Raw genomic sequence first — 15,039 nt, 5'->3', positions numbered from 1 at the left:
TTGCGTAGTGGTGAAAGTCACAGTGCGCCGAGCACAGTTGTACACCATGCATGAAAAGGATAGGTCGTCATCCGCCGAAGGGTCCACGCTAGCAAGAACCCAGAGGCCAGGCCACTCGCCTTAGGTCGGGGGTAGCCAGCGCTGCAGCACGCGCTGCAAGTCGGCGCGTTTAAAGGGTTTGGCCAGGTAGTCGTTCATGCCGGCCTGTAGGCAGGCTTCACGGTCACCCTGCAGGGCGTTGGCGGTCAGCGCGATGATGGGCAATTGCGCATGGCGACCATTCAGGCTGCGAATCCGCCGCGTCGCCTCGTAGCCGTCCATGATCGGCAGGCGGCAGTCCATCAGGATCGCCGCGAACTCGCTCTGCGACGCGCTGTGCACGGCCTGGGCGCCGTCGGTGACCAGGCTGACCTGATAGCCGAGGCTGCGCAGCATGGCTTCGATGACCGTCTGGTTGACCGGGTTATCCTCCACCAGCAGCACCTCCTGGCCGTTGCTGGTAGTGCTGGCGTCGTCGTGGCGGTGCTGCAGGGCGTCGACTTTTTCGCAGAACGGCAGGGGTACTTCTAGGGTGAACACCGAGCCCTGGCCTTCGTGGCTTTCCGCGCGCAGCGTGCCACCCATGCGTTCGGCCAGGGTGCGGGCGATCGCCAGGCCCAGACCGGTGCCGCCGTAACGCCGGGAAATCGAGCTGTCGGCCTGCTGGAAGGCGTCGAACATGCGCTCCAGGCGCTCCGGCGGAATGCCGATGCCGGTGTCGCGCACCGCACAGCTGAACCACAGCACTTCGTTATCCAGCGGCTGCCAGTGGGTTTCCAGACGGATGCCACCTTCTTCGGTGAACTTCAATGCGTTGCCGAGCAGGTTCACCAGAATCTGCCGAATGCGCGTCGGGTCGCCCTGGACTTCGAGCTGCTCGAGGCCCGGCTGGGCCTCCAGCCGCAGCTCCAGACCGCGCTGCTGGGCGCTGTGCTGGAATACCTGCACCGAGCCTTGCAGCAGGTCGAGCAGGTTGAAGGGAATTCGCTCCAGCTCCAGGGCGCCGCGTTCGATGCGCGAGAAGTCGAGGATGTCGTTGATCACCTTCAACAGGTGCTCGGTCGATTCGGTGGCCAGGGCCGCGTATTCCGCCTGCTCCTGGGTCATCTCGGTGGTTTCCAGCAGCTGCAGCATGCCCAGCACACCATTCATCGGGGTGCGCAGTTCGTGGCTCATCATCGCCAGGAACTCGGACTTGGTGCGGTTGGCCTTTTCCGCTTCCTCGCGGGCGCTGATCAGCTGGCTGATCGCCTGCTGCTGCTCGCGGCTGCTGGTGTCCAGGCCGCCGGCGAGGTTGTTGATGTGCCGCGCGAGGTCGCCCAACTCGCCCTCGTCGCCAGCCGGCAGGCGGCCGCTGTAGTCGCCGGCCTGCAGCGCTTCCACGGCCTTGCCCATGGCGCTGAGCGGCTCCGACAGGCGTCGGGCCAGGCGCCGCGCGACCAGGAAGGTCACCACCAGGGCGAGCACGGCGAGCACCGCGGCCTTGAACAGAATCTCCTGCTGGCGGCTACTGAACGCGTCGTTGGACATCCCCACCACGACCCGGCCGAGGTAGTCCTCGGCGCGATCCTGGCCCTCGAGGCTGTGCAGCGGCATGGCCAGACGCTGGCGGTAGATCGGCGCGTGGAACACCTCCACCTGTGTCGCGGCCTGCTCGGTCGAGCGCTCGGAGTAGACGAGGATGCGGTCATCGCCGTCGCGCACTTCGACGAAGCGCACGTGCGGGGTTTCCAGGGTGGCGCGCAGCAGGCTGTCGAGCACCGGCAGATTGCCGTTGATCACGCCGTACTCGGTGGCCGGAGCGAGTTGGTTAGCGATCAGTTGCCCGGTGTGGTTGAGCTCCTGACGCAGGTCCTGCAGGCGAGAAAAGATGAAGAATCCAGTCAGCAACAAAGTCAGCAGCAGGGCGGGGCCGAGGCTGATCAGCTGAGTGCGGGTATGAATGTCCCAACCACGGCGCAGTTTCATGGTTGCCACGCTCGCAGCGGAGCGCTCGACGGCAAGGTAAGCGTACGGCGCATCCGGTGGCCTCGGGTCGGGTCGTCCATGGAAACTGAAGGCATGCTAGAACTCTAGTTCCCTGATCGGGTAAATGCAGCTCAAGGATGAAGGCAAATCGCTAGCGTCGCCGCGGATCATCCCGCGCTGCGCAGAATTGTGGGAATTATGCCGAACTATCAATATCTTCTGAATCGAACAGGCAACTACTGGTCGCTCCCACGGCGGACCGTATAATGCCGCCGACTGCCATTTTTATCGCCACTACGGACTTTTTATGACTGATCAGCTCGCCATCGCCGTCCTCGGCGGCGGCAGTTTCGGCACCGCGATCTCCAACCTGCTGGCGGAAAACGGCCACGCGGTGCGTCTGTGGATGCGCGATGCCGCCCAGGCCGAGGCGATTCGCAGCACGCGGGAGAACCCGCGCTACCTCAAAGGCATCAAGATCCATGCGCTGGTCGAGCCGACCACCGACCTGGCCGCAACCTTGGCGAGCAGCGAGCTGTTGTTCGTCGCGCTGCCGTCCAGCGCGCTGCGCGCTGCCTTGGCGCCGCACGCCGCGCAGCTGGCCGGCAAGCAGCTGGTCAGCCTGACCAAGGGCATCGAGGCGCAGACCTTCAAGCTGATGAGCGAGATTCTCGAGGAGGTCGCCCCGCAGGCGCATATCGGCGTGCTGTCCGGGCCCAACCTGGCCAAGGAAATCGCCGAACACGCGCTGACCGCGACCGTGGTGGCCAGTGAAGACGAAGCGCTGTGCCGCCGCGTGCAGGCCGTGCTGCATGGCCGCACCTTCCGCGTCTATGCCAGCGGCGACCGTTTCGGCGTCGAGCTGGGTGGGGCGCTGAAGAACGTCTACGCGATCATCGCCGGGATGGCCGCGGCGCTGGGCATGGGCGAGAACACCAAGAGCATGCTGATCACCCGCGCGCTGGCGGAAATGACCCGCTTCGCAGTCAAGCTCGGCGCCAACCCGATGACCTTCCTCGGCCTGGCCGGGGTCGGCGACCTGATCGTCACCTGCTCGTCGCCGAAGAGCCGTAACTACCAAGTCGGCTTCGCGCTCGGCGAAGGACTCAGCCTGGAAGAGGCGGTGGCGCGTCTGGGCGAGACCGCCGAAGGGGTCAACACGCTGAAGGTGCTCAAGGCCAAGGCCGAGGAGCTGCAGATCTACATGCCGCTGGTCGCGGGTCTGCATGCCATTCTTTTCGAGGGGCGTACGCTGGCTCAGGTCATCGAAGTGTTGATGCGGGGCGAGCCGAAGACCGATGTGGACTTCATTTCGCTCAGTGGGTTTTGAACCGCGGCTCCAAATGGAAGAGAGGAGACAACATGAACGACGCCAACGAAATACAGCGTGAATCCATCCTGCTGCGCATCCTGTGGATGGTGGTCTTCGTGATCATCTGGCAGCTGGCAGAACTGGTGCTCGGCGCCGTGGTGCTGCTGCAGCTGGGTTACCGCCTGTTCTACGGCGCGCCGAACGCCAGCCTGCTCAGCGTCGGCGACAGCCTCAGCCAGTACCTGGCGCAGATCGGCCGCTTCGGCACCTTCAACAGCGAAGAAAAACCCTGGCCGTTCGCCGACTGGCCGGCCGCGCGCGCTCCGGAAGGCGAGGCGCCGCACGTGGTGCCGCCGGCCGAGCACCCGGTGCGGGACGAAGAGCCGAAGCTGTGAGGTTATGGTTGTTGCGCCACGGTGAGGCCGAGCCGGTGGCGCGTACTGACGCCGAGCGGCATCTCACCCAGCGCGGGCGTAAGGAAGTGAAGCTCAGCGCTGCGCAGCTGGAGGGCCGGCCGCTCGCTGCGATCCTCGCCAGCCCCTATGTGCGTGCCCAGCAGACCGCCGAGATCGTGCGCGAAGTGCTCGGCGTACGCCTGCCGATCACCACGGTGCCTTGGCTGACCCCGGACAGTTCGCCCGCCGAGGCGCTGCGTGAGCTGGACGCCTATGCCGGCGAGCTGTTGCTTGTCAGCCACAACCCCTTCGTCGGCGAACTCGGCGGGCTGCTGTTGCACGGCCACCGCCAGGAGCCGCTGCCGATGCGCACCGCCAGCCTGGCCGAGTTGGACGGCGAGGTAATCGGCGCCGGCTGCATGGAACTGCTGGCGCTGCTGCATCCGTAGCGGCGCCGGGCGGTTTTCTACCTGTACGAGTGACTACACACCGAAACATTTCTCCTGTTGCGCCTGGGTTTTGTGCGTGGAATATTCACCAAGCAAGTGCTTGGTTGACTATCTCCATAACAAAAACAAGGAGGACGTCGTGGCTAATGCCGTTCGTTTGCCGCTGGAAATGTTCTATGCGCGTGAAGCTCGCCACCCGAATAAGCGCTATCTGGTTCAGCCGCTAGGCGGCGGCAAACTGGAAGAACTCACCTGGTCCGAAGTGGGCGAACAAGCCCGGCGGGCCGCCAATTGGCTGAGGGGGCGCGAACTGCCCGCCGGCAGCCGCATCGCCATCATCTCGAAGAACTGCGCGCACTGGATCATCGCCGACCTGGCGATCTGGATGGCCGGGCACATCTCCGTCCCGCTCTACCCGAATCTTGGCGCCGACTCGGTGCGCCAGGTGCTCGAACACTCGGAGTCGGCACTGGCCTTCATCGGCAAGCTGGATGACTGGCCGGCCATGGCCCCAGGCATCCCCGACGGGGTGGCGACCATTGCCCTGCCGCTGCACCCGCAGGGCCAGTTCAACTACCAGTGGAGCGACCTGCAGACCTGCGCGCCGATCCGCGACAACCCGACCGGCAGCGCCGATCAGCTCGCCACCATCATCTACACCTCCGGCACCACCGGCACGCCGAAGGGCGTGATGCAGACCTTCAGCAACTTCGCCTTCGCCGCCGAACACGGTCTGCAGCTGTTCCAGACTCGTGAAGACGACCGGCTGATTTCCTACCTGCCGCTGTGCCACGTCGCCGAGCGCATGTTCGTCGAGCAGGGCTCGCTGTACGGCGGTGAAACGGTGTTCTTCGCCGAGAGCCTGGACACCTTCCTCGCCGACATGAAGCGCGCGCGGCCGACCCTGATGTTCGGCGTGCCGCGCATCTGGACCAAGTTCCAGATGGGCGTCTATTCGCAGACTTCGGCCGAACGCCTCAACCGCCTGCTCAAGTTGCCGCTGATCGGCAAGCTGGTGGCGCGCAAGGTGCGCAAGGGCCTCGGTCTGGACGCCATGCGCCTGGCCCTGTGCGGCGCCGCGCCGGTGTCCGACTCGCTGCTGCACTGGTACCAGAGCCTCGGCGTCGAGCTGCTCGAGGTCTACGGCATGACCGAGAACTGCGGCTACTCGCACCTGTGCCGCGCCGGCAAGTTCAAGAGCGGTTGGATCGGCCAGTCGAGCCTTGGCGTGGAAACCCGCATTAGCGAAGAGGGCGAAGTGCAGGTGCGCAGCGGCGCGACCATGCTCGGCTACTACAAGGACCCGGAGAAGACCGCGGAGACCATCACTCCGGATGGCTTCCTGCGCACCGGCGACAAGGGCGAGCAGGACGCCGAGGGCTATCTGCGCCTGACCGGACGCATCAAGGAAATCTTCAAGACCAGCAAGGGCAAGTACGTCGCCCCGGCGCCGATCGAGAACCGCCTGGCGGTGCATCCGCTGATCGAGCAGGTCTGCGTGGTCGGCGACGCCCTGCCGCAACCGATGGCGCTGTGCGTGCTCTCCGAGGTCGGCCGTCGGCAGGCCGAGGGTGCCACGCGCGAGGAACTGGAGGGCAGCTTCCGGCACCTGCTAGACGAGGTGAACAAGGTCCTCGACAAGCACGAGCGGCTGCTCAGCCTGGTGATGGTCAAGGAGGTCTGGGCGATCGAAAACGGTTTCCTTACCCCGACCCTGAAGATCAAGCGCAACGTGGTGGAGAACGCCTACCAGCGGCATTTCACCGATTGGGTCGATCGTCGCGAAACGATCCTCTGGCACAGTTAAGGAACCCCTATGAGTCTTTGGCGCAACACGCCTGACCTGGAACGCTTGAACGCGACGCTGCGCAACACCATCGGTGAACTGCTGGACATCCGTTTCGAGAGCTACGACGACGAGTCGCTCACCGCCAGCATGGTGATCGACGCGCGTACCCATCAACCCTACGGCCTGTTGCACGGCGGTGCATCGGTGGTGCTGGCGGAATCGCTCGGCTCCACCGCAAGCTTCCTGTGCATCGACAACAGCCAGTACTACTGCGTCGGCCTGGAGGTGAACGCCAACCACCTGCGCGGCTTGCGCAGCGGGCGGGTCACCGCGGTGGCGCGGCCGGTGCACCTGGGCCGTACCACGCATGTGTGGGACATCCGCCTGAGCGGCGAGGACGGCAAACCCAGCTGCATCTCGCGGCTGACCATGGCCATCGTGCCGCTCGGTGAACAACCACCGAAGGGCTGAGGTAGGACTGGCAGTACCGCCGAGCCGATTGGCGGGACTGCCAGCCTGGATTGGCTCCATCATCATTGCTGTCCGGGGCCGATCCCCCGGACAATCCTTCGCCAGCCCGCATTCAGAACGACGACCATGACTCAGCCGGTTTTCTTCGCCCACGCCAACGGCTTCCCGTCGGCGACCTACCGCAAGATGTTCACCGCCCTCGGTGGTGAGTACCGCATCGAGCATCTGGACCAGCACGGTCATGACCCGCGTTTCCCGGTGAGCAACAACTGGGAGGCGCTGGTCGAGGAATTGGTGCATCACCTCGAAGCGCTCGGCGAGCCGGTGTGGGGCGTCGGCCATTCGCTTGGCGGCGTGCTGCATTACCGCGCGGCGTTGCGCCGGCCCGAGCTGTATCGCGGGGTGGTGATGCTCGACTCGCCGATGCTGCCGTTCGGCGCGCGCCTGGCGATTCGCACCGCCAAGCGCTTCGGCTTTATCGACCGCATCACCCCGGCTGGTCGCACCCTCGGCCGTCGCGAGCTGTTCGGCGACGCCGCCGAGGCGCGCGACTATTTCGCGCACAAGACGCTGTTCCGCCACTTCGATCCGGACTGCCTGGACGCCTACGTCGAGCACGGTCTGCTGTCGACCGAGCAGGGCTTGCGCCTGCGCTTCGACCCGAACACCGAGATCAACATCTACCGCAACGTGCCGCACGACAATCCCGGGCGGCCGCGTCAACTGCAGGTGCCACTGGCGCTGGTGCGCGGCGACCGCAGCCGGGTGGTGCGCCTGCATGACACGCGCATGGTCGAGCAGGTGCCACGCGGCGAGTGCCTGACCCTGAGCGGCGGGCACATGTTCCCGCTGGAGCGGCCGCTGGACACCGCCGAACTGCTCCGCCAACTGTTCAACCGCTGGGAGCAGACGCCATGAGCGCGCAGGTCGAGGAAGTCCGTCTGAGCCTGCCGCATATCGAACTGGCGGCGCACGTCTACGGCCCGGCGGATGGTCACCCGGTGCTCGCCGTGCACGGCTGGATGGACAACGCGATGAGCTTCGCGCGGCTGATTCCCAAGCTCGACGGCCTGCGTATCGTCGCCGTCGACCTGGCCGGCCACGGCTATTCCGATCACCGTCCGCCGGGCACCGGCTACCTGATCTGGGACTACGTCTACGACCTGCTGCACGTCGCCAACCAGTTCGGCTGGGAACGCTTTTCCCTGCTCGGCCACTCGATGGGCGCCATCGTCTCCACGCTGCTGGCTGGCACCGTGCCCGAGCGCGTGCAGCGCCTGGCGCTGATCGACGCCATCATCCCACACACCTCCAAGCCCGAGGCGGCGCCGCAGGAGCTGGCGGCGGCGTTCGAGTCGCTGATGGCGCAGAAGGGCAAGCGCCGCCGCGTGCACGAATCGCTCGAGGCGGCCATCGAGGCGCGCGTGAAGGGCAAGGTGCCGCTCAACCGCGAGGCCTCCGAGCTGCTCGCCCAGCGCGGCGTGATGCCGGTGCCGGGCGGCTACATCTGGCGCACCGATCCGCGCCTGGCGCTGTCGTCGCCGCTGCGCCTGACCTTCGACCAGGCCATGGCCTTCGTGCGTCGCGTCACCTGCCCGGTGAACCTGATCGTCGCCGAGCAGGGCTACCTGAAGCGCATCCCGCACGCCCTCGAACCGCTGCGCGGTCTGCCCATCGACATCGTCGAGCAGCCCGGGCCGCACCATCTGCACCTGGAAAGCGAGGCGGGCGCCCAGGCGGTCGCGGATTGTTTCAATCGCTTTTTTCGCACTGCTTGACGCACGGGGGACGAACGGCAAGGCTGCATGGACCGAGAGAGGAGATTTCCATGATCGATCTGTACACCGCCGCGACCCCCAATGGGCACAAGGCATCCATTGCCCTCGAAGAGATGGGCCTGCCTTACGCGGTACACGCGCTGAGCTTCGACAAGAAGGAGCAGAAGGCGCCGGCGTTCCTGAAGATCAATCCCAACGGGCGCATTCCGGCGATCGTTGACCGCGACAACGATGACTTCGCCGTGTTCGAGTCTGGCGCCATCCTCATCTATCTGGCGGAAAAGACCGGCCAGCTGCTGCCGCAGGACGTCAAAGGGCGTTCGCGGGTGATCCAGTGGCTGATGTTCCAGATGGGCGGGGTTGGCCCGATGCAGGGTCAGGCCAACGTGTTCTTCCGCTACTTCCCGGAAAAGCTGCAGCCGGCGATCGACCGCTACCAGCACGAAACCCGCCGCCTCTACGAAGTGCTCGACGGCCGCCTGGCCGAGGCCGAGTACCTGGCCGGCGACTACAGCATCGCCGACATCGCCACCTTCCCTTGGGTACGCCTGTATGACTGGGCCGGCGTGCCGCTCGATGGTCTCGAGCACCTGCAGCGCTGGCTGGCCGCCGTCGAGGCGCGTCCGGCGGTGCAGCGCGGCCTGGCGGTGCCCAAGCGCCGCGAGCCGGATGACAAGGTCGTGCAGTCCGCCCAATCGATGCTGATCAAGTGAGCCAATCGATGGGGCGAACGTGGTGGTTGAGCCTATGCCTGGTTGCGGGCAGCGCGGCGGCGGCCGACCTGCCGGGCAGTCACGACCTGCCTGACGTGCCGCGCTTCCCGCGCGCCGAGATCGTCGAGTACCGCGAGGTCGCCGAGCAGGAGCGCATCTACCCGCAGGGGCCGATCCGGCGGATCAGCAACCAGTTGCGCTACGAGGGGCAGATCACCGCGCAGGGCCAACTCACCGCGGTGACCTACCAACTGCCGGCCGAACACCAGGGCGACGAGGCGTTCAATGCCACGCGCCAGGCGCTGCAGCAGCAGGGCGCCGAACTGCTGTTCTGGTGCGAGGGGCGCGATTGCGGCTCGAGCAGCCTGTGGGCCAATGCGGTGTTCGGCAACGCCAAGCTGCTCGGCGCGGACGAGCAGCAGGACTACCTGCTGCTGCGCCGCGGCGACAGCCTGCTGGCGCTGTACGGCATTACTCGTGGCAATCGTCGCGGCTATCTGCATATCGAGCAGCTGCAAGCCAGCGCGCCGCTGGGCGACTTGCTGCCCACCGCCGGCACGTTGCTGCGCCAGCTGCGCAGCACCGGCGAGCTAGCCCTGCCGCGCCTGACCGGCGAGCCGGATGCGGCCTGGAGCGAATTGCTCGCGCGCAGCCTGAACCTCGACAGCACCTTGCGGGTCAGTCTTACCGGGGCGCAGGCCGAGGCCTGGCGCGATGCCCTGGTGCAGCAGCGCGTGCGTGCCGCACGCCTCGAACTGGCGCCCGGCGAGGTGCCGGGGCTGCAGATCAAACTGCTGCGCTAGAGCGGCCGCGCCTTGAAGGACGGGCGCGAGTCGGACATCTTGTAGTGCATCGGTCCGCCCGCTGCGCAGACCACCGTTCACCACTAAGGAAGCTTGCCCATGCCCACCAATGATCGCCTGTTGCTGCAGATTCTGGTGCTGGCGCTGCTCGCCGCCAGCCTCTGGGTGCTGGCGCCGTTCTGGTCGGCGCTGTTCTGGGCCGGCGTATTGGCCTTCGCCAGCTGGCCGCTGATGCCGCTGCTGACCCGCTGGCTCAATGGGCGCACCAATGCGGCGGCGGTGCTGCTCACGCTCGGTTGGATGCTGCTGGTCGCCGTGCCGCTGGTGCTGCTGACCATGAACCTCGCCGACCACATCCGCGATGGCATGGACTTGCTCAAGGATCTGCAGGTCCAGGGCCTGCCGGCGCCACCCGAGTGGCTGGGTGGTATTCCGCTGATCGGTGAACGCCTGGTGCGCGCCTGGTACACCATCGACCAACAAGGCGCGGCGTTCTTCGCCAGCCTCAAACCGTACATGGGCGAGGTCGGCAACTGGCTGCTGGCGCGCAGCGCGCAGATCGGCGGCGGCCTGGTCGAGTTGGTGCTCAGCCTGGTGCTGGTGTTCTTCTTCTACCGCGACGGCCCGCGCATGGCGATCTTCGTGCGCAGCGCGCTGCACCGCCTGATCGGCGTCCAGGCCGACCACTACCTGGCGCTGGTGGCCGGCACCGTGCAGCGGGTGGTCAACGGGGTGATCGGTACCGCCGCGGCGCAGGCTGTGCTGGCGATGATCGGCTTCTGGATCTGCGGGATTCCCGGCGCGCTGCTGCTCGGCCTGCTGACCTTCGCTTTCAGCCTGATCCCCATGGGCCCACCGCTGATCTGGATTCCCGCCACCGCCTGGCTGGTGTGGCACGGCGAGTACGGCTACGCGGTGTTCCTGGCGATCTGGGGCACCTTCATCATCAGCGGCGTGGACAACGTGCTGAAGCCCTACCTGATCAGCCGTGGCGGCAACCTGCCGTTGGTGGTGGTGCTGCTCGGCGTATTCGGCGGCCTGCTGGCGTTCGGTTTCATGGGCTTGTTCCTCGGCCCGACCCTGCTGGCGGTGGCCTACAGCCTGGTCAGCGACTGGATCGCCCATGATCCGGCGCTGCCGCCGAAACCAGTGGTGGTCTCCGGTCTCGAGCCGGTCGTTCCGGAAGCCCCGCGCCCCTAACCGAACGTCCTTCGCCACGGGGCGGTTCGCATTGCGCGATCCGCCCCGATTGACCTCAGCGAGCGGCCGAGACCGCTCAGTCCGTCCCGCAGCCCACCGCTAGCCGCGCCTCCGCCCGCACTTTTTTACGCATTCTTTATGCGCTCGGCCACCGCCGTGGCTCGTTCCTTTACGCCGACCTTTTCGAGAATGACGCCATCCGCAACCAAGGAGCGTCATGCATGAGCATTCTCGACGGGGTGTCCCTGGCTTTGGCCGTGGGGCTGTTCATTTACTTGCTGGTCGCGCTGCTACGCGCCGAGCGTAGCTAGGGGGCGCCATGCAAGTTCAAGACTACGCACTGCTGCTGGGCTTCTTTATCCTGGTGCTGGCGCCGGCACCCTGGCTCGGGCGCTACCTGTACCGCGCGATGGAAGGCCAGAAGACCCTGCTGACCCCGCTGTTCGCGCCGGTCGAACGGCTCTGCTACCGCGTCGCCGGGGTGAACGAACAGTCCGAGCAGGACTGGAAAACCTACCTGCTGGCGCTGCTGGCGTTCACCCTGGTCAGCCTGCTGCTGCTGTTCGCCATCCTCCTGCTGCAGGGCGCGCTGCCGCTCAACCCGCAGCACCTGGCGGGCCTGGAATGGACTCTGGCGTTCAACACTGCGGTGAGCTTCGTCACCAACACCAACTGGCAGGCCTACAGCGGCGAAGCGACGCTCAGCTACTTCAGCCAGATGGTCGGCCTCACCGTGCAGAACTTCGTCAGCCCGGCGGTCGGCCTGGCCGTGCTGGTGGTGCTGTGTCGCGGTATCGCGCGCAAATCCACCCACAGCCTCGGCAATTTCTGGGTCGACCTGACCCGCGCCACGCTCTACGGCCTGTTGCCGCTGTGCCTGGTGCTGGCGTTGTTCCTCGTCTGGCAGGGCGTGCCGCAGACCTTCATGGACTACGTGCAGGCCAAGACCCTGCTCGGCGCCGACCAGAGCATCCCGCTCGGCCCGGCGGCCAGCCAGATCGCCATCAAGCAGCTCGGCACCAACGGCGGCGGCTTCTTCGGCGTCAACTCGGCGCACCCGTTCGAGAACCCCACGGCGTGGAGCAACCTGTTCGAGCTGGCCTCGATCATCCTGATCCCGGTGGCGCTGCTGTTCACCTTCGGCCACTACGTCAAGGACCTGCGCCAGAGCCGCGCGCTGCTGGCCAGCATGCTGATCGTGTTCGTCATCGGCCTGGGCGTGACCCTCTACGCCGAGTACCAGCCGAACCCGGCGCTGGCCACGCTGCCGATCGAGCAGATTGGGTCGCTGGAGGGCAAGGAGAGCCGCTTCGGCACGGCCGCCTCGGCGCTCTGGGCGGTGACCACCACGGCGGCGTCGAACGGCTCGGTGAACGCCATGCACGACAGTTTCAGCGCCCTCGGCGGCATGCTGCCGCTGTTCAACATGATGCTCGGCGAGGTGGTGTTCGGCGGCGTCGGCGCCGGTCTGTACGGCATGCTGCTGTTCGTCCTCATCGCGGTGTTCCTCGCCGGGCTGATGATCGGCCGCACCCCGGAATACCTCGGCAAGAAACTCGAAGCCCGCGAAGTGCGCCTGCTGGTCGCCACCTTGCTGGTCATGCCGGTCGGCGTGCTGGTGCTCGGCGCCCTGGCGGCCAGCCTGCCGGGACCGCTGGCCTCGGTGAGCAACCCGGGCGCCCACGGCTTCAGCCAGATTCTTTACAACTACACCTCCGGTGCAGCGAACAACGGCTCGGCCTTTGGCGGTTTCACCTCCAACACGCCGTATCACAACCTGATGATCGGCCTGGCCATGCTGATCGGCCGCTTCGGCTACATCCTGCCGATCCTCGCCATCGCCGGCAGCCTGGCGGCGAAGAAGACCGCGCCGATCGGCCGTAACAGCTTCCCGACCCACGGCCCGCTGTTCGTCACCCTGCTGACCCTGACCATCCTGCTGGTCGGTGGCCTGACCTTCCTGCCGGCGCTGGCGCTCGGTCCGATCGCCGAACACCTTGGCCAACTGGCGCATTGAGGACATGGACATGAATGCACCTGTGCAAACCCCGCAACTGAAGGCCGCCAAGGCGGCGCCGCGGACCAGCTTCGCCGCGCTGTGGCAGCCCGCGCTGTGGCAGGCCTTCGTCAAGCTCGACCCGCGCCAGCTGCAGCGCGCGCCGGTGATGCTGGTGGTCGAGCTGACCGCGATCCTCACCACCGTGCTGTGCTTTATCCCCAACCCGGCGGTGAGCACCGGCCTGGCCGTGCAGATCGCCCTGTGGCTGTGGTTCACCGTGTTGTTTGCCAACTTCGCCGAGGCGCTCGCCGAAGGCCGCGGCAAGGCCCGCGCCGACAGCCTGCGCGCCGGCGGCAAGGGCCTGATGGCGCGCCGTCAGTTGGCCGCTGGCGAGTACCAGGCGGTCGCCGCCAGCCAGCTGCGCAAGGGTGACATCGTGCGCGTTGAAGCCGGCGAGCTGATCCCCGGCGACGGCGAGGTGATCGAAGGCATCGCCGCGGTCAACGAGGCGGCGATCACCGGCGAATCGGCGCCGGTGATCCGCGAATCCGGCGGTGATCGCTCGGCGGTCACCGGCAACACCCGGCTGGTCTCCGACTGGCTGCGCGTGCGCATCACCGCCAACCCCGGCGAGTCGACGCTGGACCGCATGATCGCCCTGGTCGAAGGCGCCAAGCGCCAGAAGACTCCCAACGAAGTGGCGCTGGACATCCTGCTGATCGGCCTGACCCTGATCTTCCTGATGGTGGTCGCCACCCTGCAGCCGTTCGCCCGCTACGCCGGCGGCGAGCTGCCGCTGGTCTATCTGGTGGCGCTGCTGGTGACGCTGATCCCGACCACCATCGGTGGCCTGCTGTCGGCCATCGGTATCGCCGGTATGGACCGCCTGGTGCGCCTCAACGTGATTGCCAAATCCGGCCGGGCGGTGGAGGCGGCCGGCGACGTGCACACCTTGCTGCTCGACAAGACCGGCACCATCACCTTCGGCAACCGTCGCTGCACCGCGCTGTATGCCGCGCCTGGGGTGAGCGCCCGCGAGCTGGGTGAAGGCGCGTTGCTCGCCTCGCTGGCCGACGACACGGCGGAGGGCAAGTCGATCGTCGATTACCTGCGCGGCCTGCATCCGCTCGCCGAGCCGGCCCGCGAGGCGATCGACGTGGTGCCGTTCAGCGCCGAGACCCGCCTGTCGGGGGCCAACTGGAACGGCCATGTGTACCGCAAGGGTGCGGTGGACTCGCTGCTGATGTTCCTCGGCCTCGGCCGCGAGCAGCTGCCGGCGGCGCTGGCCCGCGAGGTCGAACAGATCGCCCAGAGCGGTGGCACGCCACTGCTGGTCGCTGGCGACGGTCGGCTGCTCGGCGCGATTCACCTCAAGGACGTGGTCAAGCCGGGGATCCGCGAGCGCTTTGCCGAGTTGCGCAAGATGGGCATCCGGACCGTGATGGTCACCGGCGACAACCCGCTGACCGCCGCCGCGATAGCCGCCGAAGCCGGGGTCGATGACGTGCTGGCCGAAGCCACGCCGGAGAAGAAGCTGCAGCGCATCCGCAGCGAGCAGGCCGACGGCAAGCTGGTCGCCATGTGCGGCGACGGCGCCAACGACGCCCCGGCGCTGGCCCAGGCCGACGTCGGCCTGGCGATGAACGACGGTACCCAGGCGGCGCGCGAGGCGGCCAACTTGGTCGACCTGGACAGCGACCCGACCAAGCTGCTCGACGTGGTGCAGGTCGGCAAGGAGCTGCTGGTCACCCGCGGCGCGCTGACCACCTTCTCGGTGGCCAACGACGTGGCCAAGTACTTCGCCATCCTGCCGGCGCTGTTCGCCAGCATCTATCCGCAGCTCGGCGCGCTCAACGTCATGCAACTGCACAGCCCGCAGAGCGCGATCCTCTCGGCCATCGTGTTCAACGCGCTGATCATCGTCGCGCTGATTCCCCTGGCGCTGCGCGGCGTGCGCGTGCAGGCCGCCGACGCCGCCAGCCTGCTGCGCCGCAACCTGCTGATCTACGGCCTGGGCGGCATCGTCGCGCCGTTCGTGGGGATCAAGCTGATCGACTTGCTGCTGGTGGCGGTGGGGTTGGTATGACCTCCACGCGGCATTTGTAGGTTGGCGTTGAGCGCAG

14 protein-coding genes are annotated in these 15,039 nt (G+C 66.7%); 13 read left to right on the top strand and 1 reads right to left on the bottom strand.

What is annotated here, in order from left to right; translation table 11 throughout:
* Positions 1-120: 120 nt before the first annotated feature.
* A complete protein-coding gene (locus JQX08_RS15830; protein ID WP_205349360.1) occupies positions 121-2,007 on the bottom strand; it encodes an ATP-binding protein in 1,887 nt (628 codons plus the stop codon).
* Between the two features lie 307 nt (positions 2,008-2,314).
* Between JQX08_RS15830 and JQX08_RS15825 the strand changes: the two genes are divergently transcribed.
* The 13 genes from JQX08_RS15825 (at position 2,315) to kdpB (ending at position 15,002) form a co-directional block, all read left to right on the top strand.
* Complete coding sequence (locus JQX08_RS15825) at positions 2,315-3,337, top strand: NAD(P)H-dependent glycerol-3-phosphate dehydrogenase (protein ID WP_205349359.1); 1,023 nt, start codon at positions 2,315-2,317, stop codon at positions 3,335-3,337.
* Positions 3,338-3,369: 32 nt separating this feature from the next.
* Positions 3,370-3,714, top strand: a complete 345-nt coding sequence (locus JQX08_RS15820) for a DUF4389 domain-containing protein (protein WP_205349358.1) — start codon at positions 3,370-3,372, stop codon at positions 3,712-3,714.
* The gene (gene sixA, locus JQX08_RS15815) at positions 3,711-4,163 is read left to right on the top strand and encodes a phosphohistidine phosphatase SixA (protein ID WP_205349357.1); all 453 of its coding nucleotides are present in this window, start codon (positions 3,711-3,713) and stop codon (positions 4,161-4,163) included. The genes JQX08_RS15820 and sixA overlap by 4 nt, the downstream gene beginning before the upstream one ends.
* Before the next feature lie 139 nt (positions 4,164-4,302).
* The gene (locus JQX08_RS15810; RefSeq protein WP_205349356.1) at positions 4,303-5,970 is read left to right on the top strand and encodes an AMP-binding protein; all 1,668 of its coding nucleotides are present in this window, start codon (positions 4,303-4,305) and stop codon (positions 5,968-5,970) included.
* A 9-nt stretch (positions 5,971-5,979) separates the two neighbouring features.
* On the top strand, positions 5,980-6,423 hold the full coding sequence (locus JQX08_RS15805; protein WP_205349355.1) for a hotdog fold thioesterase: 444 nt from the start codon (positions 5,980-5,982) through the stop codon (positions 6,421-6,423).
* A gap of 126 nt (positions 6,424-6,549) precedes the next feature.
* Positions 6,550-7,341, top strand: a complete 792-nt coding sequence (locus JQX08_RS15800) for an alpha/beta fold hydrolase (protein WP_205349354.1) — start codon at positions 6,550-6,552, stop codon at positions 7,339-7,341.
* The gene (locus JQX08_RS15795; protein WP_205349353.1) at positions 7,338-8,201 is read left to right on the top strand and encodes an alpha/beta fold hydrolase; all 864 of its coding nucleotides are present in this window, start codon (positions 7,338-7,340) and stop codon (positions 8,199-8,201) included. The genes JQX08_RS15800 and JQX08_RS15795 overlap by 4 nt, the downstream gene beginning before the upstream one ends.
* Positions 8,202-8,251: 50 nt before the next feature.
* A complete protein-coding gene (locus tag JQX08_RS15790) occupies positions 8,252-8,914 on the top strand; it encodes a glutathione S-transferase family protein (RefSeq protein ID WP_205349352.1) in 663 nt (220 codons plus the stop codon).
* Between the two features lie 8 nt (positions 8,915-8,922).
* The gene (locus tag JQX08_RS15785) at positions 8,923-9,717 is read left to right on the top strand and encodes a DUF4892 domain-containing protein (protein ID WP_205349351.1); all 795 of its coding nucleotides are present in this window, start codon (positions 8,923-8,925) and stop codon (positions 9,715-9,717) included.
* 99 nt (positions 9,718-9,816) lie between these two features.
* Positions 9,817-10,917: an AI-2E family transporter gene (locus tag JQX08_RS15780; RefSeq protein WP_205349350.1), complete on the top strand. Its 1,101-nt coding sequence runs from the start codon at positions 9,817-9,819 to the stop codon at positions 10,915-10,917.
* Positions 10,918-11,138: 221 nt separating this feature from the next.
* Positions 11,139-11,228: a K(+)-transporting ATPase subunit F gene (kdpF, locus tag JQX08_RS15775; RefSeq protein WP_205349349.1), complete on the top strand. Its 90-nt coding sequence runs from the start codon at positions 11,139-11,141 to the stop codon at positions 11,226-11,228.
* 8 nt (positions 11,229-11,236) lie between these two features.
* Positions 11,237-12,934: a potassium-transporting ATPase subunit KdpA gene (kdpA, locus tag JQX08_RS15770; RefSeq protein WP_205349348.1), complete on the top strand. Its 1,698-nt coding sequence runs from the start codon at positions 11,237-11,239 to the stop codon at positions 12,932-12,934.
* A 10-nt stretch (positions 12,935-12,944) separates the two neighbouring features.
* Complete coding sequence (gene kdpB / locus JQX08_RS15765; RefSeq protein WP_205349347.1) at positions 12,945-15,002, top strand: potassium-transporting ATPase subunit KdpB; 2,058 nt, start codon at positions 12,945-12,947, stop codon at positions 15,000-15,002.
* Positions 15,003-15,039 lie beyond the last annotated feature (37 nt).

This window comes from Zestomonas insulae, assembly GCF_016901015.1.
In the GTDB taxonomy this organism is placed as follows: Bacteria; Pseudomonadota; Gammaproteobacteria; order Pseudomonadales; family Pseudomonadaceae; genus Aquipseudomonas; species Aquipseudomonas insulae.
This window is presented reverse-complemented; position numbering and strand designations above follow the sequence as displayed.

What these genes read in the sequence shown, in the direction of transcription:
- kdpF (WP_205349349.1), top strand. Translation starts at nt 11,139, where the DNA reads ATGAGCATTCTCGACGGGGTGTCCCTGGCTTTGGCCGTGGGGCTGTTC.
- kdpB (WP_205349347.1), top strand. Translation starts at nt 12,945, where the DNA reads ATGAATGCACCTGTGCAAACCCCGCAACTGAAGGCCGCCAAGGCGGCG.
- JQX08_RS15830 (WP_205349360.1), bottom strand. Translation starts at nt 2,007, where the DNA reads ATGAAACTGCGCCGTGGTTGGGACATTCATACCCGCACTCAGCTGATC.
- JQX08_RS15825 (WP_205349359.1), top strand. Translation starts at nt 2,315, where the DNA reads ATGACTGATCAGCTCGCCATCGCCGTCCTCGGCGGCGGCAGTTTCGGC.
- kdpA (WP_205349348.1), top strand. Translation starts at nt 11,237, where the DNA reads ATGCAAGTTCAAGACTACGCACTGCTGCTGGGCTTCTTTATCCTGGTG.
- JQX08_RS15795 (WP_205349353.1), top strand. Translation starts at nt 7,338, where the DNA reads ATGAGCGCGCAGGTCGAGGAAGTCCGTCTGAGCCTGCCGCATATCGAA.
- JQX08_RS15780 (WP_205349350.1), top strand. Translation starts at nt 9,817, where the DNA reads ATGCCCACCAATGATCGCCTGTTGCTGCAGATTCTGGTGCTGGCGCTG.
- JQX08_RS15790 (WP_205349352.1), top strand. Translation starts at nt 8,252, where the DNA reads ATGATCGATCTGTACACCGCCGCGACCCCCAATGGGCACAAGGCATCC.
- JQX08_RS15800 (WP_205349354.1), top strand. Translation starts at nt 6,550, where the DNA reads ATGACTCAGCCGGTTTTCTTCGCCCACGCCAACGGCTTCCCGTCGGCG.
- JQX08_RS15785 (WP_205349351.1), top strand. Translation starts at nt 8,923, where the DNA reads ATGGGGCGAACGTGGTGGTTGAGCCTATGCCTGGTTGCGGGCAGCGCG.
- JQX08_RS15805 (WP_205349355.1), top strand. Translation starts at nt 5,980, where the DNA reads ATGAGTCTTTGGCGCAACACGCCTGACCTGGAACGCTTGAACGCGACG.
- JQX08_RS15820 (WP_205349358.1), top strand. Translation starts at nt 3,370, where the DNA reads ATGAACGACGCCAACGAAATACAGCGTGAATCCATCCTGCTGCGCATC.